The following is a 22,939-nucleotide window of genomic DNA, read 5'->3' on the forward strand; positions in this document are numbered from 1 at the left end:
CACTTCTGGGGCCCATGACCCCCAGAAGTGCGGACGTTGTCGTATGCCGTCGGCGCACCACCTCCGCTTGCGTCCGCAACTCTGGGGCCCATCACCCTCAGAAGTGCGGACGCAAGCGTATGGAAGGTGGGCTACTCGACGGGTTCGGCGACAGCGGAACGGAACTGCGCGGCATACAGGCTCGCGAAGGCGCCGCCGGCGGCGAGCAGGTCTGCGTGCGAGCCCTGCTCGACGATGCGGCCGTCCTCCATGACGAGGATGAGGTCGGCGTCGCGGATCGTCGAGAGGCGGTGCGCGATGACGAAGCTCGTGCGGTCCTGCCGTAGCGCCGACATCGCCCGCTGGACGAGCTGTTCGGTGCGCGTATCCACCGACGAGGTCGCCTCGTCGAGGATGAGCAGCGCGGGGTCCGACAGGAACGCCCGGGCGATGGTGATGAGCTGCTTCTCGCCCGCACTGATGTTGCCCGCCTCGGCGTCGAGGACCGTGTCGTAGCCGTCGGGCAGCGAGTGGACGAACCGGTCGACGTAGGTCGCCTGGGCCGCGGCCACGACCTCCTCGTCGGTGGCGTCCGGGCGACCGTAGGCGATGTTGTCGCGGATCGTCCCACCGAAGAGCCACGTGTCCTGGAGGACCATGCCGATCTCGCCGCGCAGGTTGTGGCGGCTCAGTTCGGTGATGTCGACGCCATCGAGCGTGATGCGGCCGGAGTCGAGCTCGTAGAACCGCATGACGAGGTTGACGAGCGTCGTCTTGCCGGCGCCCGTGGGCCCGACGATGGCGACCATCTGGCCCGGTTCGACGGTGAGGTCGAGGTGCTCGATGAGCGGCCGGTCGGGGCTGTAGGAGAACGAGACGTCCTCGAACTCGACGCGCCCGTGCGGGTCGTCGAGCACGGTCGGGGTGCCGGCCTCGGCCTGTTGCTCGGGCGCGTCGAGGACCTCGAAGACCCGCTCCGCCGACGCCACGCCGGACTGCATGAGGTTGGCCATCGAGGCGACCTGGGTGAGCGGTTGGGTGAACTGGCGCGAGTACTGGATGAAGGCCTGCACGTCACCGAGGGTCATCGTGCCGCTCGCCACGCGGAGCCCGCCGACGACGGCGATGGCGACGTAGTTGAGGTTCCCGATGAACATCATCGTCGGCATGATGATGCCGCTGACGAACTGCGCACCGAAGCCCGCCGCGAAGAGGTCGTCGTTCTTGCTGCGGAAGGCTTCGCGGGCCTCCGCCTGACGACCGAAGACCTTGACGAGCTGGTGCCCGGTGAAGGTCTCCTCGACGATCGAGTTGAGCTCTCCGGTCGACTTCCACTGCTGGACGAAGTGCTTCTGCGAGCGCTTGCCGATGACGGCGGTGACGACCATCGTCACCGGGATCGTCACGAGAGCGATGAGGGCGAGCAGCGGCGAGATCCACAGCATCATCCCGACCATCGCGACGACGGTGAGCAGCGACGTGAGCAGCTGGCTCAGCGTCTGCTGGAGCGAGGTCGAGACGTTGTCGATGTCGTTGGTGACCCGGCTGAGCAGCTCGCCGCGCGGCTGGTTGTCGAAGTAGGGCAGCGGCAGCCGGTTGAGCTTGTCCTCGACGTCGCGCCGCAGGTCGAAGATCGTCCGGTTGACGGCGCCGGTGAGGATCCAGCCCATCGCCCACTGGAGCAGGCTGGCGACGACGTAGATGCCCAGCACGAGGAGCAGCACCCGGCCGACGGCGCCGAAGTCGATGCCGACACCGGGGACGAGGTAGGGCATCCCCTCGACGAGGTCGGCGAACGTGTCCTGGCCTCGCGCCCGGAGCCCGGCGACGATCTGCGGGACGGTTCCCTCCGAGGGCAGCTGCTTGCCGACGACACCGGCGAAGATGTGGTCCGTCGCACGACCGAGGATCTTCGGGCCGATCGCGTTGAGACCGACGCTGCCCAGCGCGAAGGCGAGGACGGCATACAGGGAAAGACGCTCGGGGCGCAGCAGCGCGAGCAGGCGACGGGCGGAGACGCGGAAGTTCGTCGACTTCTCGCCCGGCTGCCCGATCCGCATGTGCGGCGGGCCTCCCCGCTGGGTGGCGCCGGGTCCGCGCCGCTGCTCGGCGGCCTTCTCCTCCTCGGTGAGGATGCGATCGGTGCTCATGCTGCCGCCTCCTCTGCGCTGCGCTGGCTCTCGACGATCTCGACGTAGGTCGGGCACGACTCCAGGAGCTCGTCGTGGGTCCCGGAGCCGACGACGGCGCCGTTCTCGAGCACGATGATCGAGTCGGCGTCGAGGATCGTCGAGACCCGCTGTGCGACGACGATCACCGTCGTATGCCGTGTCACGGGTTTGAGTGCCTCGCGCAGCCTCGCGTCGGTCGAGAGGTCGAGCGCCGAGAAGCTGTCGTCGAAGAGGAAGACGTCGGGCTTGGCGACGAGGGCCCGGGCGATGGCGAGCCGCTGGCGCTGGCCACCCGAGACGTTGGTGCCGCCCTGGGCGATGGCGCTCTCGAGGCCGTCCGGCATGGCGCGCACGAAGTCCTCGGCCTGGGCGATGCGCAGCGCCTCCCACAGCTCGTCGTCGGTCGCGTCGGCGTCGCCGTAACGCAGGTTCGAGGCGACGCTGCCGGTGAAGAGGTAGGGCTTCTGGGGGACGAGGCCGATGCGGGACCACACGTCCTCGAGGGTCGCGTCGCGCACGTCGACCCCGCCGAGCAGGACGGCGCCGTCGGTGACGTCGTAGAGACGCGGGATGAGCGAGAGCAGGGTCGACTTGCCGGAGCCGGTGCTGCCGATGATCGCGGTGGTGCGTCCCGGCTCGGCGAGAAGCGAGACCCGCTGCAGCACAGGCACATCCGCGCCGGGGTAGGCGAACTCGACGTCGCGCAGCTCGACCGTCGTGCCCCCCGCGGGGACCGCCACCGGCTGGATCGGCTGGACGACCGTGGAACCGGTGTCGAGGACCTCGGTGATGCGTCCGGCCGAGACCGTGGCGCGCGGGATCATCATCGACATGAAGGTCGCCATCATCACCGACATGAGGATCTGCATGAGGTAGGACATGAACGCGGTGAGGGCGCCGACCTGCATGTTGCCGTCGTCGACCCGGTGGGCGCCGAACCAGAGCACCGCCACGGTCGACACGTTGAAGATGAACATGACGATGGGGAAGACGAGCGCCTGGAGCCGGCCCACGGCGAGGGCGGTGTCGGTGTACTGCGTGTTGGCCTCGGCGAACCTGGCGCGCTCGTGGTCCTCGCGGACGAAGGCGCGCACGACGCGGATGCCGGTGATCTGCTCGCGCAGCACGCGGTTGACCCAGTCGACGGACTCCTGCATGAGCCGGAAGTTCGGGATCATCCGCCGGATGACGAGCGAGACGCAGAGGGCGAGCAGGGGCACGGCGACCGCGACGAGCCACGAGAGCCCGACGTCCTCGCGCAGCGCCATGACGATGCCTCCGACCATCATGATCGGCGCGGAGACCATCATCGCCGCGCCCATGAAGACGACGGTCTGGACCTGGGTGACGTCGTTGGTGTTGCGCGAGATGAGCGTCGGCGCACCGAAGCGCGACACCTCCTGCGCCGAGAAGTCGCCGACCCGGGCGAAGACCCCGGCCCGCAGGTCACGCCCGACGCCGGCCGCGGTCCGGGCGCCGAGGTAGGTCGCCGCGACCGTTGCCGCGATCTGGACGAGGGAGACCCCGAGCATCCACGCGCCGGCCTCGAGGATGAAGCCGGTGTCGCCCTTGGCGACCCCGTCGTCGATGATCCTGCCGTTGAGGCTGGGGAGGTAGAGCGAGGCGATCGTCCCCGCGAGCTGGAGCAGGACGAGCACCACGAGCGGCCCGCGGAAGGGTCGCAGGTGGTCACGCAGGAGTCGGAGCAGCACTAAGCCTTCTTCTTCCGGGTGGAGGTGGGTCGTTGCCGAGCGCCCTCGAGGAGGACGTCGACCAGGTCGTCGGCGGAGGTGGCCTCGCCGCCGAGCATGGGATGGACGCTCGAGAGGGTGAGCATCCGCAGGTAGCCGATGAAGGTCGTCGGGCTCACGCGAAGCTGGTCGACGTCGTCGCCGATGAGGTCGACGAAGGCCCGGTCGAGCTCGGCCGTCGCCTCCTCACGACGGCGGTGGGCCGCGTCGTCGTGCTTCGGGGGCCGCATCGGCTGCCCCGTGGAGGCGAGGACGGTCATGAGGGCGAAGACGCCGCGCAGGTGGGCCTGCATGAGCGTGACGGCCGCGGCGAGCCGCTCGGGCAGGGGCAGCTCTCGGTCGACGTCGGCGAGCTCGACGAGCAGCGCGGTGTTGTCGAAGGCGCCGTGGACCGTCGCCTCGAGGAGGGCGTCCTTGCTCTCGAAGACGCGGAAGATCGTCCCCTCGGCGATCCCGGCGGCCTTGGCGATCTCCTTGGTGCTCACGGCGCGGCCCTTCTCGCGCAGGAGCGGCAGGGTCGCGGCGATGATCGAGGCCCGACGGTCGTCGGGGGTCATGGCCGGGGCACGGGGGGTCACGTGCTCAAGTATGAGTGAGTGAGCACTCACTCACAACTGGCTCTCCTCCGTGCTCAGGGTGGCATCCACATCGGGTGTGACGGGGCCGCCACTCACTTCAGAGTGCGGCCGGAGTGCTCTGGTCGTCCTCGTCGTCGGGGTTGGCGACGGAGGTCTCCCCGCTCGAACCGGCCTCGTCACCGGAGCCGGCGACACTCGCGTCGGTGCGCCCGCCGTCGAGCGCGTCGTTGACGTCGGGGGTGTCGGGCACGCCGTCGGCGCCGCCGAGGGCCGCGTCCGGGTTGAGGCTGCTCGACCCCGCCTCCGAGACGGTGCCGCCCTGGTCGTCAGTGGTCTCGTGCTCGCTGGGGTCGTCGTGGTGGGTCATGCCGTCCAACCTAGGCGCAGTTCGGCCACGACGTCAGGTCTGCGACCCGCCCTCTGCCTCCGGCCTCATCAGGAGGCCGTCCTTGGCCGCGTCGCGCACGAACGCCACGACCTCCCGCTCGGTCTCGCCGGCGTCGAGGTCGAGGATCCCGGCGATCGCGCCCACCGCCTGCCTCGGCGTGAGCTCACCGTCCGCGACGGAGAGGTATGCCGCGGTGACCGTCGTGAGCCGGATGACCCGTCCCAGCCCCCCGCCCTGCCGGGCGACGATCACCGACGGGTCGGAGGCGCCGGGCAGGGTGTGCCGTTCCTCCGTGACGTCGGGGGTCGCCCGCCACCCGACGTCGAGGACCTCGTCGTCGGAGTGCTCGGCGAGCCACACCCTGGACTCGAGACCGACCTGGGCGACGTCACCCATGGCCGGCGGGACAGGGCCGCGCTCGTCCATGAGGTCGACGAACGGCGCCCGGTCCGTCTCGGGTCGGTGCAGCGTGATGACGCCGAAGCCGATCGACTCGACGTCGCGAGACGCGAAGTCGTCGAGCCACGCGGCATACATCGCGTCGAAGTCCGCGGTCCCGGCGTGATGACCACTGTCGCGCGACCAGGTCTCGGCGTACTCCGCCGGGTCCTGGACCTCGCGCTGCACGACCCAGGCATCGAGTCCGGTGCCCTCGAGCCACGCACCCACGCGTTCGGTCCACGTCGAGCCGGCCGGCACCTCCCAGTTGCCCAGGAACTGTGCGACTCCCCCGGGCACGAGGTGCTCGCCGACGGAGCGGACGAGGCCGGCGACGACGGCGTCCCCGGCGGCTCCCCCGTCGCGGTACTCGAAGAGCGGCACGTCCCCCGAGCGCGGTGTGATGACGAAGGGCGGGTTGCTCACGACGAGGTCGAAGCGCTCGCCAGCGACGGGTTCGAGCATCGAGCCCGAGCGCACGTCCCACTCGCAGTCGTTGAGCGCGGCGTTGAAGCGGGCGTAGGCGAGGGCCCGTTCGGAGAGGTCGGTGACGACGATGTCGTCGGCGTGGTGGCCGAGGTGCAGGGCCTGGACCCCGCACCCGGTGCCCAGGTCGAGGGCGGTCCGCACGGGGCGGCGGATCGTCCACTGCGCCAGCGTCGTCGAGGCCCCGCCGATGCCGAGGACGTGGTCCTCGCGCACGGGCGTTCCCGTCGCGACCTCGGCGAGGTCGGAGGCGACCCACCAGTGCCGGTCGTCGGAGGCGTAGGGGCGCACGTCGCACCGGGCGACGACGCCGTCACCCTCCTCGACGACGAGCCCGAGCTCGACGGCGCCCTGGAGCCGCAGGGTCGGGAGCGCGCGCTCGACCTCGGCGACGTCGACCGGGTCGCCGAGCGTGAAGAGCCGGATGAGGGTCGCAGCCGGGGCGTCCGAGGCGCCGGCGATCCGCCGGGCGGGCAGCGACTGCTCGCGGCCGAGGGCGGCCGAGGCGAGCGGGCCGAGGATGGCTGAGGTGCCGGTGACCGTGAAGTCGGCCGTGGTGAGGTCGTCGCGGAGGCGGGCGACGAGCTGCTCGTCGACGTGCGGGACGGGTGCGGTCATCGGCTCAGCCGTCGAGGAGGCTGCCGAGCATGCCGCCGCCGCCTCCGCCGCTGGAGCCGGATGGTGGCACCCACTCGCTCGGCTGGACGATGACGAAGCCCTGGCCGTGGAAGGCGTACTGGAAGGCCTCGCCGCTGCCGCCGCGGAGCATGGAGCGCATGTTCATGCTCGAGGTGATCTGCGGTGTGAGGCCGAGCGACCAGCCGACGCAGGCCTGCACGTCGACGTAGGTCGGCTGCTGGCTGCAGTCGAGGATGACCGGCTGGCCCATCGTGTGGATGGCGACCGTGCCCTGGCCCTGCAGCGTGGTGTTGAAGAGGCCGCCGCTCATCATCCCGGCGCCCTGGACGCGCTTGATGTCCCACGCGATCTGGCTGTCGAAGGCGAGCAGGTTGCGGGCGTTGAGGCTCAGCCCGTCGCCGGTGAGCTCGATGAGGTGGACGAACCCTGCCTCGCTCGCGAAGAAGACCTCGCCGTCGCCGGACACGCGCATGAGGCTGACGTCCTCGCCGGTGACGACCTTCTTGAAGAGCTTGCCCATGCTGCCGGCCTTCTCATGGTCGAAGCGCAGGTGGCCCTGGTAGGCGACCATCGCGCCCTTGGTGGCGAGCACGTCACCGCCGAGGCGGACGCGCAGCAGCTGGGGGTTCTGGAGGGCGAAGGGCTGCTCGGACTGGAGCTCGAGGTTCGCCTGGTCGAAGAGCGGGGAACGCATGCGCCCCAGCCTAGAGCCGCCCCTCGTTCGCTCCCGCGCCACCAACGGCGCAGTCCGTGACCAACGGCGCAGTCCGTGACGACCGGCGCAGCCATGTCGACGCCGCTCGTCACGTTGTGCGCCGGTGGCGCGACCGGCGCAGTCCTCACGCCGCTCCCGGACTCCGGGGGTGACGGGCGGACATCTCGTCCGCGAACCAACTGTTCCTCGCCTGGGGCCGAATGCCCTGGCCGGCGAGAATCCGCGCCATCTGCTGGGGACGCACGGCATCGGCCCAGACCCACCGCGCCATGCGGCGTCCTCGTGCTCGGATCCGGTCCTCACGCTGCTTCTCCCGCCAGAGGACCCGCTCCGCCTCTCGGAGGTCCATGCCCGCAACCAGTCCGTACTTCTTGCGCCCGTCGAACTCGCCCATGACGCCCTCCCAACCGAAGTCGCAGTAGCCGACAAGTCCCGCGGCGTCCTCGACCCTGACCTGCAGGCGCGGCCTCGGAAGGTTGAGCCGGAACATCTGGACGCGCGACAGTGACTCACCCACCGACATCGAACGCGAGTCCGCGAGGTCGACGGCGAGCTGGGCGCGAGCTCGCCCGCGCGCTCCTGGCTCGAGCCCGGCTACCTCGTGCAGCAGGTCGCCCCACGTGCACAGCCGATGGTGCAGCGCGTGGTCGCACGCGGCCACGGAATCCTGGAGCTCCTCGGTGCGCGCCAGATCCACGAGAGTCCGGGCGACCGGGGTGACGGCGAGTCCCGTTGCGACGGTCGTGTCTCCCAATGGCAGGGCGTGGCGGCGAATGAGGCCGGGCGAGCGGACTCTCCGCCCGGGGCTCGTGACCTCGACGAAGCGCGGCCACCGAGTGACTCGAGGCAACCCCCAGATCGCGGCGGCCGAGGAGTGGGAGAACACGGACTCATCGCCTGACATGCGGAGCGCAGTGGCATGGACGAATGCCGCATGCCGCTGCTCGAGGTTGAGACCCGCCCACGTGTCAGCCGGAGCCACGACACCATGACGTACCGGCACCCAGAGCCTGCGACCGCCGCCCTCGTCGGTCTGGCAAGTGCTCCGGCCCGCCTGCGGACGTCGGAGGCAAGCCTGAGCGTGGTGGGGTCGAAGGGCTCCGGCCGCGACTCGAACATCATCAGAGCGTGGCAGGTTCACCGCGCTGCACCGGGCGCTCATCCACAGGTACCGAGCGTCCGTCGCCACCGGCGCTGAGCGTGACGACGGGCGCAGCAATCGATGCGCCGGTCGTCACGGTCTGCGCCGCTGGCGCGACCGGCGGGGAGGTGGGCACACGGCATACAACGGCGGCCGGCTCACCCTGTCGGGTGGGCCGGCCGCCGCTCAGTGCATGCCGTATGCCGGGGCGCGTCAGCGCTGGACGGGCACCTCGACCGGGTCGTCGTCGTTGCGAACGTCGCCCTCGAGCGACTCCTCGACGACCTCGCCCGGCTCGGTGGCCGCACCGGCGTCGGGCGCGGAGGCGTCGAGCTCGCGCGCACCCTCGACGTCGTCGTCCCCGCCGATGGCGAGGTCGCGACGCTTCGAGATCGCGACGGCCGTGACGACGATGACGAACGCGACGCCGGCGATGCCGTAGCGGATCGGGGCGCTGGCGTCCTCGCCCACCGACAGGAGCACGATCGCCGGGGCGATGAGCACCGCGACGAGGTTCATGACCTTGATGAGCGGGTTGATCGCCGGGCCGGCGGTGTCCTTGAACGGGTCACCGACGGTGTCGCCGATGACGGTGGCCGCGTGGGCCTCGGAGCCCTTGCCGCCGTGGTGCCCGTCCTCGACGATCTTCTTCGCGTTGTCCCAGGCGCCGCCCGAGTTCGCGAGGAAGACGGCCATGAGGCAGCCGGTGCCGATCGCGCCGGCGAGGAAGCCGGCGAGCGCGCCGATGCCCAGGCCGAAGCCGACGATGACCGGCGTGAGCGCCGCGAGCAGACCGGGAGTGGCGAGCTCGCGCAGCGAGTCCTTGGTGCAGATGTCGACGACCTTGCCGTACTCCGGCTTGGTCGTGCCCTCCATGATCCCGGGAATGTCGCGGAACTGGCGACGCACCTCGAAGACGATGGCACCGGCCGCCCGCGTCACCGCGTTGATGGCCAGCCCCGAGAAGAGGAAGACGACGGCCGCACCGAGGAGGAGGCCGACGAGGGTCGACGGGTTGGTCACGAGCGCCTGGGCGTCCTGGATGACCTTGTTGCCGGCCTCGATCTGGCCCTGGTCGAGCTTGCTCGCGTCGATGTCGCCGATCGCCGACTGCCAGGCGTCGGTGTAGGACCCGAAGAGCGCGGTCGCCGCGAGGACGGCCGTCGCGATCGCGATGCCCTTGGTGATCGCCTTGGTCGTGTTGCCGACCGCGTCGAGCTCGGTGAGGATCTGCGCAGCCTCCTCGTCGACGTCACCCGACATCTCGGCGATGCCCTGCGCGTTGTCGGAGACCGGGCCGAACGTGTCCATGGCGACGATGACGCCGACGGTCGTGAGCAGGCCACAGCCGGCGAGCGCGATGAGGAAGAGCGAGAGCGCCACCGAGCCGCCACCGAGGAGGAAGGCGAGGTAGACCGCGCCACCGATGATCGCCGCGGTGTAGACGGCCGACTCGAGACCGACCCCGATGCCCGACAGGACGACGGTCGCGGCGCCCGTGAGCGAGGTGCGGGCGACGTCCTTGGTCGGGCGCTTGTCGGTGCCGGTGAAGTAGCCGGTGAGCCAGAGGATGATCGCCGCGAGAACGATGCCGATGATGACCGCGAGGATCGCGGTGATCCGGGGGTTGCCCTCGAGGGCGCCGATCGCCTCGTCGCGCGAGCCGAGCTCGGCGAACGTCGCCGGGAGGTAGAGCCAGGCGGCGACGGCCGAGAGGACGGCGGCGATGGCGGCGGAGATGTAGAAGCCCTGGTTGATGGCGTCGAGCGCGTTCTGGGTGCCCCGCGCCTTGGTGATGAACACGCCGATGAGGGCGGTGATCGCACCGATCGCCGGCACGAGCAGCGGGAAGACGAGGCCGTAGGAGCCGAACGCCACGGAGCCGAGGATGAGAGCGGCGACGAGCATCACGGCATACGACTCGAAGAGGTCGGCGGCCATGCCGGCGCAGTCGCCGACGTTGTCACCGACGTTGTCGGCGATCGTCGCGGCGTTGCGCGGGTCGTCCTCGGGGATGCCGGCCTCGACCTTGCCGACGAGGTCGGCGCCGACGTCGGCGGCCTTGGTGAAGATGCCGCCACCGACACGCATGAACATGGCGAGGAGGGCGGCGCCGAAGCCGAAGCCCTCGAGCACCTTGGGCGCCTCCGCCTTGTAGAGGAGGACGACGACCGAGGCGCCGAGCAGGCCGAGCCCGACGGTCGCCATGCCGACGGTGCCACCGGTGCGGAAGGCGATGCGCATGCCCTCGTCGCGACCGTTCTCACCGCGCGCGGCTGCGGCGACGCGGACGTTGGCCTTGGTGGCGAGCTTCATGCCGAGGTAGCCGATCGAGGCCGAGAAGAGCGCGCCGACGACGAAGAAGCCGGAACGACCCAGCTTCACGCCCCAGTCGGGGGCGGGGAGGAGGAGCAGCAGCCCGAAGACGAGCACGACGAAGATGCTCAGCGTCTTGAACTGTCGCGTGAGGTAGGCCGCAGCCCCCTCCTCGACCGCTGCGCCGATCTCGCGCATCTTGTCGGTTCCAGTGTCCGCACGAAGGACCTGCTGCCGGAAGACGAAACCCATGGCGAGGGCGATCACGGCGATGACCGCGACCCCCACGACGAGCGTGACGTTCGATCCGGTGAGGTCCAGCGTGGAACTCGCCTCGGCAGGTGCGAGCGCGAGTGCAGCCATTCCATCCTCCTTGACGGGTGCGCGCCGTCGAGGCCCGGGACCGTATGCCCACAGGCAGGCGCGGGGTGGACCTTACCCGGTGACTCAAGTCACAAGAAGGGGCGGGACCCCGTTGTGACTGCTCTCACGCCGTGACCCTCGCCCGGACCACTCCGGACGCTCCTTCGGGACGAACCCCGAGGTCAGGCCGAGACGCCGGGCTCCGCGACCCCTTCGTCGACGACTGCGAGGGCGGCGTCGACCGAGTCGTGCAGCGGAAGGATCTGGTCGAGACCGGTGATGGCCAGGAGCCGCAGGATGCGCTCGTCCGAGCACACGATGCGCAGCGTCCCGTCGACCTTGCGCAGGGCCTTGAGCTGCCCGACGAGCACGCCGAGCCCGGTCGAGTCGATGAACCCGACGCCCTCCAGGTCGACGACGACCTTGTTCTGACCCGCGGCGATGCGTTCCTCGAGGGCAGACCGCAGCTGCGGTGCGGTGTAGACGTCGACCTCACCTGCGACCGTGACGATGACGACGTCATCGCGCTCGGTCATCGAGACACTCAGCTTCACTTCGTCCTGCTCCTTGTTCACTCCGCCAGTCGATGCCCGGGAACTCCGGTGGCCGCGCCCGAGCGCGACCCATCGATCGGGCAGCGGTGTCCGTGCACGGCATTACCGTAACCCCCATGTCGCCATCTGCCGAGCCCACTGCGATTCTCGCCGCACTCGCGGCCGGGGACCGCGGTGCTCGGTTGCGCCATGTCGAGCACCTCCCCGCCCGACCTGCTCAGATGGCCGACTGGCCCGACTGGGTGGCACCTCCTGTCCTCGCCAGCCTCACGGGAAGCGGCATCGCGCGTCCGTGGTCGCACCAGCGGGAGGCGATGGATCTCGCGCACGCCGGGTCGCACGTCGTCCTGTCGACCGGCACCGCGTCGGGCAAGAGCCTCGGCTACCTCGTTCCGGCCCTGTCCGCTGTCGTCGACGGACTCACCGCGCCCACCGGTCGGGGGGCGACCGTCCTCTACGTCGCGCCCACCAAGGCGCTGGCCGCCGACCAGCTCGCCAGGATCGAGGCGCTCGCCATCCCAGGGGTGCGCGCCGCGACCTACGACGGCGACACCCCCGTCGACGAGCGGCGCTGGATCCGCGAGCACGCCAACGTCGTGCTCACCAACCCGGACCTGCTCCACCACTCGCTCCTGCCGGGCCACCAGCACTGGTCCCCGTTCCTCCGGGCCCTGTCGCACGTCGTCGTCGACGAGTGCCACATCTACCGCGGCGTCTTCGGCTCGCACGTCGCGTCGGTGCTACGCCGCCTGCGTCGCGTGGCCGGCCGCTACCGCTCGCAGCCGACCTTCGTCCTCGCCTCCGCGACCGTGAGCTCACCTGCCGCACACGCGTCCCGCCTCATCGGTATGCCGGTCACTCCCGTCGAGGTCGACGGGTCACCTCGCGAGGCGCTCACCTTCGCCCTGTGGGAGCCGCCGACGGTCGACGAGGCGCGAAGGTCCGCCACGACCGAGGCTGCCGAGCTCCTCGCAGAGCTCGTCGACAGGGACGTGCAGACACTGGCGTTCGCGAGGAGCCGGGCCGGGGTCGAGGCCCTCGCGTGGTCGGCGCGACGCCGGCTCGGACAGGTCGGAGGGACGCCCGAGGCGACGGTCGCGGCATACAGGGGTGGCTATCTCCCCCAGGAGCGACGGGAGCTCGAGCGCGCCCTGCGCGAGGGTGACCTCCGCGGGCTCGCGGCGACCAACGCGCTCGAGCTCGGGGTCGACATCAGCGGGCTCGACGCGGTGCTCATGGCCGGGTGGCCGGGTCGCCGCGCCAGCGTCTGGCAGCAGGCCGGGCGCGCCGGGCGGTCGGGACGTGAGTCGCTGGCGATGTTCATCGCGGCCGACGACCCACTCGACACCTACCTCCTCGCCCACCCCGAGGCGATCTTCGGGGTGCCCGTCGAGTCCACGGTCATGGACCCGGCCAACCCGCACGTCCTCGCCCCGCACCTGGCTGCGGCGGCGCACGAGCTGCCGCTCACCGAGGCGGACCTGCCGATGTTCGGCACCGGCGCCCGCGGTGTCGTCGACCTGCTGGTCGAGCGGGGGATCCTGCGGCGTCGCCCGACGGGGTGGTTCTGGGCCCGGGACGACCGCCCCGGCGACCACGTCAACCTGCGCGGCACGACCGAGGTGGTCTCGATCGTCGAGCGCCGCAGCGGCCGGGTGCTCGGCACGATCGACGAGGCGTCGGCGCACTCGCAGGTCCACACGGGCGCCGTGCACGTGCACCAGGGCGACCCCTTCGTCGTGACCGAGCTCGACCTCGACTCGGCGACGGCGACCGTGGTGCGTGGCGACCCGGGCTGGAGCACGCACTCGCAGTCGCGCAGCTCGTTCGAGATCCTCGGGGCGCAGCGCACGCACCAGTGGGGCGAGGTCGAGGTCTGCTACGGCTCGGTGAGGGTGACGAGCCAGGTGACGTCGTTCCTGCGGCGGCTGCCGTCGGGCGAAGTCCTCGGCACCCATCCGCTCGACCTGCCCGAGCGCTCCCTCGTCACGCGCGGTGTCTGGTGGACGATGCCGCTCGACCTGCTCGAGGCCGCGGGAATCGAGGAGGCCCAGGTGCCCGGGGCCGCTCACGCGGCGGAGCACGCAGCCATCGGCATGCTGCCGCTCGTGGCGACCTCGGACCGGTGGGACGTCGGTGGGGTGTCGACCGACCAGCACCCGGACACGGGGCTGCCGACGATCATGGTCTACGACGGCTATCCCGGCGGTGCGGGCTTCGCGGAGCGGGCGCACTCGGCATTCGGTGAGTGGGTCGAGGCGACCAGGGACGCCATCGCGCGGTGCCGGTGCGAGAGGGGGTGCCCATCGTGCGTGCAGTCCCCCAAGTGCGGCAACGGCAACGAGCCGCTCGACAAGGAGCGTGCCGTGCGGCTGCTCGACGTCGTCCTCATGTCCCGTCCCGCCTGAGGTCGGTGGCGCCGAGGACCCATGGTGCTGAAGGGACTCTGGGCCACTCGTCCGCGCTAGCCTCGCAGACGTGATCATCCTCGGACTCATCCTCGTCCTGCTCGCCATCGCTGCCGGCATCCTCCTCTTCGAGGGGACGCGCCAGCTGACCGACGGTGTCGACATCGACGTCCTCAACGGCACCGTCAGCCTGCCGCCGCTCGCCCTGCTCATCACCGGAGCCGCGGTCATCACGATCTTCTGGCTGGGGTGGGCGCTCATGCGTGGCGGGATCCGCCGTAGCTCGCGCCGCCGCCGCGAGGCCAAGGAGCAGGCAGCCCTCGCCGAGCAGCGTCGCGTGGACGACGAGCGCCGCGTGCAGGAGGAGTTCGCCCAGCGCGAGCGCCAGCTCGCCGAGGAGCGCGACCGCCGGGAGCACGAGACCGCCGCCCTCCGTCGGGATGCCGACGCCCGGGTCGAGGAGCAGCACCTCTCGACCGAGGAGGCCCGCCGCCGCGCCGAGATCGCAGAGGCCCAGAACGCCGAGCGCTCCGGCCTCCACCGCGCTGACGTCGACCGGTCCGGTGCCGACCGGTCCGATGTCCAGCGCTCCGACGTCGAGCCGACCCGGGAGACGCCGCGCGAGCCTCGCGCCTGATCTCCCCCACGAACCCTGCGACCCCGCCCGGGACCACCCGGGTGGGGTCGTCGATGTGTGGCCTTGGGCGTCGGGAAGCCGCGGGCTCCACTCCTCGCGACTGCCGGCCCATGCGGTCCGGTGTGGCGCGGCCGGTGTCTTGCAAACGCCCGCCGCCGCTCGAACGGGCGCCGCGCGGTCAGGGCTGGGAGGACCCGGCATCGCCAGGACCGGCACGGGCGGAAGCGACAGCGGTGCGCGGTAGGCCGGGCCACGCGAGGTCGAGGTCGGTCGTCACCCGGACGAGGACGGAGTCGTCCGGCCGGAGGAGGCAGTCGACGACCCGGGCCGAGTTGCGTCGCGCCAGGTGCGCCGCGCGACCGCACGGGTCGGCGCCTCCCTCCTGAAGGGCACTGGCCGCTGCGAGGGCCGACAGGTCGGCCGCGGCCCGAGCCCGGTGGGCGGCGCTCGCCGCAGCGCCCACCTGCAGACCCGCGATACCGAGAAGCAGCACGGCAGCCACAGCCGCGACGACGAGGACAGTCCCCGAGCCGCGCTCGCCATGACGGCTCACGACGGACTCTCCGGAACCGCGTGCGCGACGCCGCGAGGGCGCGCTCGCACACCGAGATGCCGCAGGAGCGGCGGGGGGTCGGCGACGACCTCGACGCGAACCGCCTCGGGTCCGACGTCAAGGACGATGCGCGCGTCGTCCGGCGCCTGCTTCGCGACGTCACGCCGGACCGCCTCCACCGGCTCGCCACGGGCGAGCAGGCGTGCCCCCGTGCGAGCCGCGTCCACGCACCTCACGCGGTCAGTCGCCGACGCCACTGCGGCGAGGGCGAGCGTGAGGACGAGGATGAGGGCCGGCAGGGCCACGGCGAGCTCGGCCGTGACCATGCCGGCCTCACGGGGACGGGTCCGCGTCACGTCCCCGTGCCGAGCGCGGCGGTGATGACCTTGGCCAACGCGGACTTCACCGGCCCCGACTTCACCACGAGCATGAGGACGGCGGCGAAGGCGCACGCCGCAAGGGTGCCGACGGCATACTCCGCGGTCGTCATTCCGGCCTCAGCCGACTTCCTCAGGTGCGCCATGCGGCGCGAAAGACGTTGTGTCACAGCCCAGCTCCTCGTTCTGGGCGGGGCCTGTCCCCACCTCGCGACGAGTCTGTGAGGAGCTGGCACGACGGTGCCAGTGGCGCGGGGGAACCTGTGGACGCGCGGAGGACCGCGGCCCCGCTGTGGACGACGGAACCGCTCAGCGCGCCTCGGCGATGGCCACGAAGTTGGCCACGCGATGGCCGTCGGCCCGGTAGCCCTGGTCGTCGTCGCAGGTGATGAGCGCGATGCGACGGACCGAGCCGTTCCTGCCCCACACCGCCGAGTCCCGGCTGACCGAGGACTTCGTGGCGACACGGGTCGAGGTGACGGTGTAGACGACCGGCCTGCCGTCGGAGTCGTAGACCGTGACCTTGTCACCTCGGTCGATCTGCTGCAGCCGGTAGAAGACGTCCGGCCGCCCGCCGTTGGCGACGTGGCCGGCGATCACGGCGGTGCCGACCTCACCGGGCCGCACGCGCCCGTAGCCGCTCACCCAGGTGATCCGCCCGGAGGGCGGGTTGACCACGCCGTTGCGCGCCTCGATCCGACGCAGCGAGCCCTTGACCCCGATCGACGGCGCAGACAGCGACATCGGCCCCATCGCCGGAGCGCGCCTCGGCTTCGCGGCGGCCGTCGGTCTGGGAGTCGGCTTGGGCCTCGGCCTCGCCGTCACCTTCGGCTTGGGTACCGCCCGGACGGTCCGCGTGGGACTCGGCGTCGGCGTCACCGACGGTGTCGGCGTGGACGTCGTGCTGGCCGACGTCTCGGTCGCGGTCGGCGACGCGGAGCTCGGAGCTGCCCTCGGGGGCACGTCGTCGGGGCTCCCGCACGCCTGAGTCAGGCTGAAGACACCGGCTGCGACGAGCACGAGACCCATGCCAGTGCTCGAGCGGCGGGCAGGCGAGAGGCGGGCGGCGCTCCACGGCACCGCCCGCTCCCGCCTGTGATCACCCATGGCTCAGGGGCTCGTCGTCAGCTCGCGTGCCTCAGTGCTGGCCCTTGCGGCGCATCGCACCGGCAGCAAGCCCGAGACCGGCGAGAACCGCGGCGCCGCCGAGGATCGCGGGCGTCGTCGTGTCGCTGCCGGAGGCCGGGATGTCGGTCTCGACGATGGGTCCACCCGGCGGGGGCGGCGTGGGCGTCATCGTCGGGGTCGGCGTGGGCGTCGACGTCTCCTTCTCACCGGTGCACGCGATGATGTGCGAGATGTCCTTGCCGTCCTCGGTGGCGACCTCTTCACCCTCCTCGACGTCCCAGTGGAGCGTGCGCGAGTCCCCGTCGCTGCTCTGCTCGGAGCCGGCCTTGAGAACGACGAGGACGTAGTCGCCGTCCGACTCCCACACGTCGGTGTCGAGCCCTTCGTCGTGGAGCTTCTCGCAGTCGACGTTCATGTACCCCTTGTCCTCGAGGTACTCCTCCCAGTACTCCGGGGTATTGGGGTTGTCCGCGTTCGTCTCGGCCGCGGCAGCGCCGGCGAAGCCCAGGCTCATCATGGCGGCGACGCCCGTGACGGCCAGTCCCCGTCTCATCGTGGTCAGGTCCAACATGCTGCTCTCCCTCGCTCGCCGGTCCCATGACCAGCCCCACCGACCGTCGGACCACTGGCGTGTTCTGACGTGACAGAGGTCCTCGTTGACCTTGCCAACTGCCTCGTAACCGCTTGTCCCCCAACCAAAACCGCTGTGCAGCCCAGATCGCTCGAAGTAACCAAGGGCACGTGGGCCGCATGGAGCGGCCAGAACCCGTCCGGGCCACTCGGTTCCTACCGCAGGTAGCCTCACGTGCCTAGTGACGACTCCGCGAGGTGCACGACGACCGGAACCACCGTGGTGCCGACGAAGCCGGGGAGGAAGCAGGCCCCGAGCGGCAGGACGAGCAGCACCCCGGCGCGCTGGACGGCCGCCTCGACCCGTGCCGTCTCCTGACGTCGCATGCGTTCGGCCGCCGCGAGCACGACCCCGGCCGGCGCCGCCCCAGAGCGTTCCGCGGCCTGCCACGCGAACGACGCCGCCTCCCAGGCGCCGCCGACGTGGGACCACGCCGTCCGGGAGTCCTGACCCCAGCGGTGAGCGCTCGCGACGACCCGCAGGTCGTGCCCGACCGAGGGTGGGACGCGGCGGGCCACGGCCTCGAGGGCCTCGACCGGTCCCAGTCCGGAGCGCATCGCCAGGGCACAGAGGACGAGGGCATCGGCTGCCTCGTCGACGGTCGGCGCTTCGCGCCGGGCCCTCGGGTCGTCAGATGGGTCTTCCGGGAGCCCTTCCCCCGCCGGGGAGCCCTCGACATCGGGACGTGCGGGCCACACGACGAACGCGAGCACGACGAGACCGAGGGCGGCGACGAGCATCATCGGACGTGCGCCGGCCGGACCGCCCGGCGCAGGAGACGTCTCGACCACAGCCAGCCGACACCGGTGAGGACCAGCCCCGTCACGGTCGAGGCCACCGCGGCGACGCCACCGTAGACCTCGGCGACGGGCAGCCCGAGCAGGACCGCCACCGCCGGGCCGGAGAGCGGCAGGAGCGTGAGCAGCCACATCGACGCGCGCGGTCCGGCGGCCAGCACCGTCCGCCGCTCGTCGGCTGCGGTGCGTTCGCGCAGCACACCCGCAGCTGTTCGGGCCGCTGGGGCGGCCGCCACCCCGAACTCATCCGTGAGCTGCCACGACGCCGCGAGGAAGCGCAGCTCGGGGTCGTCGTCGGCACATCGCGCGAGGCACTCGCCGACGGCTGCCCCTTGGGCTTCGACCTCGACGAGCCGCTCGGCGAGCTCCCGCATCTCCGGCCGAGATGTGGCGCCGACGGCGCAGGCCAGCACGGCCGCCTGAGCCGAGGGAAGCCCTGCGTCCAGGCCGACGGCTGCGAGCTCGGCGAAGTCGGCCGCCCAGCGCTGGCGCGTTCGGCCGAGGCGTACCTGCCGACGCAGCAGTCGTCGCAGCCGGTCACCCGTCGACGCAGTCGCACCTCCCGCTGTGGCTCTGCCGTCAGGACCGGTCGCCGGTCCGGCACCGAGAGCTCGCGACACCGGGGCCCGCGACACCGAAGCCCGGGTCAGCGGGTCCCGCGCGGGCCACACGAGGAACGCGACAACGAGAAGCACACCAGCGAGGACGGTCATGTGCCCCGCTCCCGCAGCATCTCCTCCAGTCGATCCGCTCCCGGACCGCGCCTCACATCGTCCACCCACCCCTGCCCCGCTCCGATGCACCCATCGCGTGGCCCCTCCCGCACCAGCGCCTCGTCGATGACGACCTCCGAACCCGTCCAGCGGGTCACCCCGATCGCACGCACCACGCGTCCACCACCCACGCGGCCCACCTCGACGACGACGTCGACCGCACCCCGCAGCTGGGCATGCACCGCGTCGCGGTCGAGACCGGCGAGCGCCCCCAGCGCCTCGATGCGCGCCGGCGTCCGGTCGAGACCGTTGGCGTGAAGGGTGCCCGTTCCCCCGTCGTGGCCGGTGTTGAGCGCCGCGAGCAGCTCGCGCACCTCGGCGCCTCGCACCTCGCCCACGACGAGCCGGTCCGGACGCATGCGCAGCGCCTGTCGCACGAGGTCGACGAGGGTCACCGCCCCGGCACCTTCGACGTTGGCGCTCCGGCCCTGGAGCCGGACGACGTGGGGGTGCGACGGCTCGAGCTCGCGCACGTCCTCGGCGACGACGATCCTCTGGTCGGGCGCACAGTCGGCGAGCAGGGCACCCAGCACGGTCGTCTTGCCTGCACCGGTGCCACCGACCACGAGGAACGACAGGCGTGCGGCGACGATTCTCGACAGTGCCGAGGCCATCTCTCCGCCCACCGAGCCGAGCCGGCGCAGTCCTTCGACCCCGACGGGCTGCCGACGGGCCAGTCGCAGGCTGAGGTGGGTGCCGTGCTCGGCCAGGGGCGGGAGGATTGCGTGCAGCCGCACGCCACCGGGAAGGACGGCGTCGACCCAGGGCTGAGCCTCGTCGAGCCGGCGACGGGCGAGCCCGGCCAGCCGCGTCGCGAGCGCCCGGGCGTCGGACGCCATGAGCACCTGCCCCGTCCCCTCGACCCCACTGCCGCGGTCGACCCACACAGATCCGTCACCGTTGACGAGGATGTCGGTCACCTCGGCCGCGCCCACCCACTGCTCGAGCGGGCCGAAGCCCAGCACCCGCTCACGCAGCCGCTCGCCCTCGACGGCAGCACCGCGCGAGCCGAGCGCGACGACTCCGCCGGTGAGCTCGGCGATGACCCCGGCGTCCGGGGCCCTCCCATCGCGGATCGCCTCCTCGACACCCGGCCAGTGCAGCGTTCCCTCGCTCATGCCGCCTCGCGGTCGAGATCCTCGACGAGGTCGAGGGCGACGCCGTCCGCCGTGTCGCGCAGGGGGCCGGCCAGCCCGGGCCACTCGCCGCGCTCGCCGTCCCGGCGCACCCGTGCGTCGTTGCGCACGTGGGCGAGGTGAGGGACACCGAGGTGCTCGACGACCTCGGCCACCTGCGATGAGAGCCCTCGGCTGGCCCGCGTCACGACGCCCACCCGCGCACCAGCCACCGAACCCCCGTCCGAGCCGACCACATTCAGCACCGAGCCCAGGACGGCCCCCGCGTCCGCCAGCTGTCTCGCACGGAGCCCGAGAACTACGTGCACCGCCGCCGCCCGCGCCACCAGCGCCGGCGTCACGGATGCGAACGCGCGCCCGTCGAGCACGACGGGCACCTCTTCGAGCATCGAGTCGACGACGTCGAGCACGGCCGCGTCCGGAACGAGCGCCCCGTCACCACCGGCCGAGAGCAGCGCCACCTCCCCGCGGGGAAGCGCCGCGACGAGCCGCGCACCCGCCGTCCGCCCACGCAGCCGGGCGAGGTCGGGCCACCGCAGCCCCGGCACGTGCTCGGTCCCGCACGTCATGTCCAGCCCGCCACCGCGCACGTCCCCGTCGATGAGGACGCACGACCCGAGGTGCAGCGCCAGCCGGCGGGCGAGCGCCGCCGACCACGACGACGCGCCGAGCCCGCCGCTCGCCCCCAGCACCACCACGAGGGGGGTCGCCCGCGCCGGCGAGGGGGACGTGGAAGAAGAAGTCATGCGACGACGCTCCCCGCCCGAGCAGCCGACCACCACCCACGGCCACCGATCTGTGGACGCAGCGGACGGCATACGGGGGCTGTGGACAAGAGCCGCCGGGAAAGGCGACGGCCCCGGTCGGGGGGAGGACCGGGGCCGTCGGGTGGGCCAGGCTCCGGGGGGGAGAAGCCGGACCACCCTTCGCTACGACCCCGAAGGGGAGCGATGCATCCATCGTTGCCCATCGCTCGTGCCCGTGCAAGACGAACCACCAAAAGTCGACAAATCTGGTCAGCGGGTAGTCACGACGGCGGACGGCAACGATGACGCCCCTACCAGAGGGGCGTCATCCGCCGCGAGCACTCGGGGCGACCAAGCGTGCAAATTCCTCGCCGTCGTACCGGGTCGAGCCCGGACGGACCGGTCCATCAGTGGACTGCCCGCGCGTGGGTACCCGTCGTGTCTCGCGGTTGTTCTTCGACCGGGCGGTTCCCTTCGGGCCTGCCCGATGCACCCTGTCTACTCCCCCGCGGGAGCGACGACAAGACTTGACAAATCCTCAGGTGAGGCGGCCGGCGAGGACCGCATCTGCGATCCGCTCGCCCTCCGCGGCCCCGGCGACGATCGCGTCGCAGCAGTGCGTGAGCCACAGACCGACGCCTGCGGCGTCACCCCGCGCGTATGCCGTGAGCCCACCGAGGTAGGCCGGCCCACCTCCCGTGCCGTGCCCCATCTCGGGCACCGCGACGCCGGTCGGGTCGAGACCGCCGGCCTGGATGACGGCCCGCTCGACGGCCCGGGCGACGACACCGTTGCCCCGGGTGAAGGGTCGCGCCGTGACGATCTCGGCGTGGGCGAGGGCGGCGACGACCGGAACCGGCAGCGAGGGCGCGGCCGCCAGCACGGCGACGATGCCGCGCAGCCGCTCGCGCGCCTGTGCGGCCGGTGGCGCGTCGCCGATCTCGACGAACTCACGGCAGTCCTCGCCGTCGAGCCTCGGCCGGCCGAGCTCGGAGTCGGGGACCAGCCCCGCCGCCGCGGCCGTGTGGAGCCGCGCGAGGGCCTGCATCGGCGCGTTGAGGACGACCGGCCCGAGGCGCTCGGTCTCGGCGGTGGCCGCGATGACGCCGCGCATGACCTGCTCGACGGGGTCGGGGTCGTCGTGCCACGTCACCGCACCCCGCATGAGGTCGCGGACGATCTCGACCGAGAGCCGGGCACCGTCGAGCTCGCCGCTCGCACGCGCCCCGCGGACCCGCGACTCGGCCGCCGCCTCGGGGATGCGGCGGCGCAGCGCGTTGTGCCATCGGAGCTGGGTGCAGGCTTCCCGGGCGGCGTCGACCTTCTCTCCCACGCCGGGCAGTGCGGCGAGGGCCTGGACGGACTCGACGATCCGGGCAGTGCTGTCCGACAACGAAACCCGCCTCAGGCGCTCTCGGGTGCGGCCGGCATACGGACTCCGGCGAGCTGGCGCGACTGGGCCACGACGGCTCCCCGCGAGTCCCAGACGACGGCGTCCTCCTCGAAGAGCCCGCCGATGACGTTGCGCGTCGTGATCCGCATCCGGAGCCAGCCCGGCGCGGGACGGGAGCGGACGTGGCCGGAGAAGGCGATGGTCGGCGCCCACCCGAGCGCGCCGAAGGTGAACGTCACCGGCGGCATCGCGTCGAGGAAGAACGGCAACGACAGGGCATCGGGCTCGCGCCCGTCGGCGAACCGGATCCACGCCCGCATCTCACCGTCGCGCGCCGGCTGTCCGAGCGCCCATCCGACCGTCGCCGGGTCGATGCGCATGTCGAGGCGGTCGAGGAGCCGGATCTTCTCGGCGAAGCCCCCGCGCGCCGCCGGCGCGCAGACCTCGGGGTCGGGCAGCTCGGGCGGCGCCTCCTGGAGGTGGACCGGCTCGCTGTTGCGGTCGAGATCGGCGAAGGTCGCGCTGTGGCGCAGGGCCGCCGTCTCGCCCTGCCGAACCGTCACCTCGGCGGTGGAGAACGAGCGGCCGGTGCGCAGGATCTCGGTCTCGACCGTCGCCGCGCCGGGCTGCGCGGCGTGGAGGAAGGTCGTGCTGAACGCGACCGGGTCGGCGTGCGAGCCCGCGGCGTCGAGCGCGTCGGAGGCGGCCTTGGTCGCGAGCGACATGAGGAGCCCGCCGTTGACCGCCTCGCCGATGACCCAGCCGTCGGTGAGCTCGACCCGTCCGTCGGTGATGGTCAGGGCGTCGTCGAACTCGCTCATGACGGTGAGCGTATGCCGTC

23 protein-coding genes are annotated in these 22,939 nt (G+C 71.9%); 3 read left to right on the top strand and 20 right to left on the bottom strand.

The window, feature by feature from the left end:
* Window positions 1–131 precede the first annotated feature (131 nt).
* From ACOJV7_RS04925 to ACOJV7_RS04965, 9 genes are all read right to left on the bottom strand, one after another.
* Window positions 132–2,129 carry an ABC transporter ATP-binding protein gene (locus tag ACOJV7_RS04925; protein ID WP_420189026.1) on the bottom strand — a complete coding sequence of 666 codons (1,998 nt, stop codon included), beginning with the start codon at window positions 2,127–2,129 and terminating at the stop codon, window positions 132–134.
* Window positions 2,126–3,862 carry an ABC transporter ATP-binding protein gene (locus ACOJV7_RS04930; RefSeq protein ID WP_420189027.1) on the bottom strand — a complete coding sequence of 579 codons (1,737 nt, stop codon included), beginning with the start codon at window positions 3,860–3,862 and terminating at the stop codon, window positions 2,126–2,128. The genes ACOJV7_RS04925 and ACOJV7_RS04930 overlap by 4 nt, the downstream gene beginning before the upstream one ends.
* Entirely contained in the window at window positions 3,862–4,479 is a 618-nt protein-coding gene (locus ACOJV7_RS04935; protein WP_420189028.1) for a TetR/AcrR family transcriptional regulator, read from the bottom strand. The genes ACOJV7_RS04930 and ACOJV7_RS04935 overlap by 1 nt, the downstream gene beginning before the upstream one ends.
* A gap of 97 nt (window positions 4,480–4,576) precedes the next feature.
* A complete protein-coding gene (locus tag ACOJV7_RS04940; protein ID WP_420189029.1) occupies window positions 4,577–4,846 on the bottom strand; it encodes a hypothetical protein in 270 nt (89 codons plus the stop codon).
* Window positions 4,847–4,879: 33 nt separating this feature from the next.
* Window positions 4,880–6,409 (bottom strand): DUF7059 domain-containing protein, encoded by a 1,530-nt coding sequence (locus ACOJV7_RS04945; RefSeq protein WP_420189030.1) that lies wholly within the window; start codon window positions 6,407–6,409, stop codon window positions 4,880–4,882.
* Between the two features lie 4 nt (window positions 6,410–6,413).
* The gene (locus ACOJV7_RS04950) at window positions 6,414–7,124 is read right to left on the bottom strand and encodes an AIM24 family protein (protein ID WP_420189031.1); all 711 of its coding nucleotides are present in this window, start codon (window positions 7,122–7,124) and stop codon (window positions 6,414–6,416) included.
* 145 nt (window positions 7,125–7,269) lie between these two features.
* Complete coding sequence (locus ACOJV7_RS04955) at window positions 7,270–7,899, bottom strand: hypothetical protein (RefSeq protein WP_420189032.1); 630 nt, start codon at window positions 7,897–7,899, stop codon at window positions 7,270–7,272.
* Between the two features lie 600 nt (window positions 7,900–8,499).
* The gene (locus tag ACOJV7_RS04960) at window positions 8,500–10,965 is read right to left on the bottom strand and encodes a sodium-translocating pyrophosphatase (RefSeq protein WP_420189033.1); all 2,466 of its coding nucleotides are present in this window, start codon (window positions 10,963–10,965) and stop codon (window positions 8,500–8,502) included.
* Window positions 10,966–11,147: 182 nt separating this feature from the next.
* The gene (locus tag ACOJV7_RS04965) at window positions 11,148–11,540 is read right to left on the bottom strand and encodes an STAS domain-containing protein (RefSeq protein ID WP_420189034.1); all 393 of its coding nucleotides are present in this window, start codon (window positions 11,538–11,540) and stop codon (window positions 11,148–11,150) included.
* A gap of 95 nt (window positions 11,541–11,635) precedes the next feature.
* Here ACOJV7_RS04965 and ACOJV7_RS04970 point away from each other — a divergent pair, with 95 nt between their 5' ends.
* Entirely contained in the window at window positions 11,636–13,927 is a 2,292-nt protein-coding gene (locus ACOJV7_RS04970) for a DEAD/DEAH box helicase (RefSeq protein ID WP_420189035.1), read from the top strand.
* Between the two features lie 70 nt (window positions 13,928–13,997).
* Window positions 13,998–14,564, top strand: coding sequence for a hypothetical protein (locus ACOJV7_RS04975; protein WP_420189036.1), 567 nt, complete (start codon window positions 13,998–14,000; stop codon window positions 14,562–14,564).
* A gap of 178 nt (window positions 14,565–14,742) precedes the next feature.
* Here the strand turns inward: ACOJV7_RS04975 and ACOJV7_RS04980 are convergent, their stop codons facing one another.
* The 4 genes from ACOJV7_RS04980 to ACOJV7_RS04995 all read right to left on the bottom strand — a co-directional run bounded on the left by ACOJV7_RS04980 (window position 14,743) and on the right by ACOJV7_RS04995 (window position 16,238).
* Window positions 14,743–15,117 (bottom strand): Rv3654c family TadE-like protein, encoded by a 375-nt coding sequence (locus ACOJV7_RS04980; RefSeq protein WP_420189037.1) that lies wholly within the window; start codon window positions 15,115–15,117, stop codon window positions 14,743–14,745.
* Window positions 15,114–15,473, bottom strand: coding sequence for a TadE family type IV pilus minor pilin (locus ACOJV7_RS04985; protein WP_420189038.1), 360 nt, complete (start codon window positions 15,471–15,473; stop codon window positions 15,114–15,116). The genes ACOJV7_RS04980 and ACOJV7_RS04985 overlap by 4 nt, the downstream gene beginning before the upstream one ends.
* Window positions 15,470–15,640, bottom strand: a complete 171-nt coding sequence (locus tag ACOJV7_RS04990; RefSeq protein WP_420190373.1) for a DUF4244 domain-containing protein — start codon at window positions 15,638–15,640, stop codon at window positions 15,470–15,472. Before ACOJV7_RS04990 ends, ACOJV7_RS04985 begins: the two co-directional genes overlap by 4 nt.
* Window positions 15,641–15,803: 163 nt before the next feature.
* Complete coding sequence (locus ACOJV7_RS04995; protein WP_420189039.1) at window positions 15,804–16,238, bottom strand: class F sortase; 435 nt, start codon at window positions 16,236–16,238, stop codon at window positions 15,804–15,806.
* On the opposite strand from ACOJV7_RS04995, the gene ACOJV7_RS05000 reads away from it, so the two are divergent.
* Window positions 16,207–16,482 (top strand): hypothetical protein, encoded by a 276-nt coding sequence (locus tag ACOJV7_RS05000; RefSeq protein ID WP_420189040.1) that lies wholly within the window; start codon window positions 16,207–16,209, stop codon window positions 16,480–16,482. The two genes, ACOJV7_RS04995 and ACOJV7_RS05000, sit on opposite strands and share 32 nt — an antisense overlap.
* 150 nt (window positions 16,483–16,632) lie before the next feature.
* On the opposite strand, the gene ACOJV7_RS05005 is transcribed toward ACOJV7_RS05000, so the two are convergent.
* From ACOJV7_RS05005 to ACOJV7_RS05035, 7 genes are all read right to left on the bottom strand, one after another.
* Window positions 16,633–17,193, bottom strand: coding sequence for a hypothetical protein (locus ACOJV7_RS05005; protein WP_420189041.1), 561 nt, complete (start codon window positions 17,191–17,193; stop codon window positions 16,633–16,635).
* 230 nt (window positions 17,194–17,423) lie between these two features.
* A complete protein-coding gene (locus ACOJV7_RS05010) occupies window positions 17,424–17,996 on the bottom strand; it encodes a type II secretion system F family protein (protein WP_420189042.1) in 573 nt (190 codons plus the stop codon).
* Entirely contained in the window at window positions 17,993–18,763 is a 771-nt protein-coding gene (locus tag ACOJV7_RS05015) for a type II secretion system F family protein (protein ID WP_420189043.1), read from the bottom strand. Before ACOJV7_RS05015 ends, ACOJV7_RS05010 begins: the two co-directional genes overlap by 4 nt.
* Window positions 18,760–19,941 carry a TadA family conjugal transfer-associated ATPase gene (locus ACOJV7_RS05020; RefSeq protein WP_420189044.1) on the bottom strand — a complete coding sequence of 394 codons (1,182 nt, stop codon included), beginning with the start codon at window positions 19,939–19,941 and terminating at the stop codon, window positions 18,760–18,762. The genes ACOJV7_RS05015 and ACOJV7_RS05020 overlap by 4 nt, the downstream gene beginning before the upstream one ends.
* Window positions 19,938–20,705: a CpaE-like family protein gene (locus ACOJV7_RS05025; RefSeq protein ID WP_420189045.1), complete on the bottom strand. Its 768-nt coding sequence runs from the start codon at window positions 20,703–20,705 to the stop codon at window positions 19,938–19,940. Before ACOJV7_RS05025 ends, ACOJV7_RS05020 begins: the two co-directional genes overlap by 4 nt.
* A 538-nt stretch (window positions 20,706–21,243) precedes the next feature.
* Window positions 21,244–22,098: a Fic family protein gene (locus ACOJV7_RS05030; RefSeq protein ID WP_420189046.1), complete on the bottom strand. Its 855-nt coding sequence runs from the start codon at window positions 22,096–22,098 to the stop codon at window positions 21,244–21,246.
* 11 nt (window positions 22,099–22,109) lie between these two features.
* The gene (locus ACOJV7_RS05035) at window positions 22,110–22,919 is read right to left on the bottom strand and encodes a thioesterase family protein (protein ID WP_420189047.1); all 810 of its coding nucleotides are present in this window, start codon (window positions 22,917–22,919) and stop codon (window positions 22,110–22,112) included.
* Window positions 22,920–22,939 lie beyond the last annotated feature (20 nt).

Origin of the sequence: Knoellia tibetensis (assembly GCF_048606415.1) — a bacterium.
Taxonomy (GTDB): Bacteria; Actinomycetota; Actinomycetes; order Actinomycetales; family Dermatophilaceae; genus Knoellia; species Knoellia tibetensis.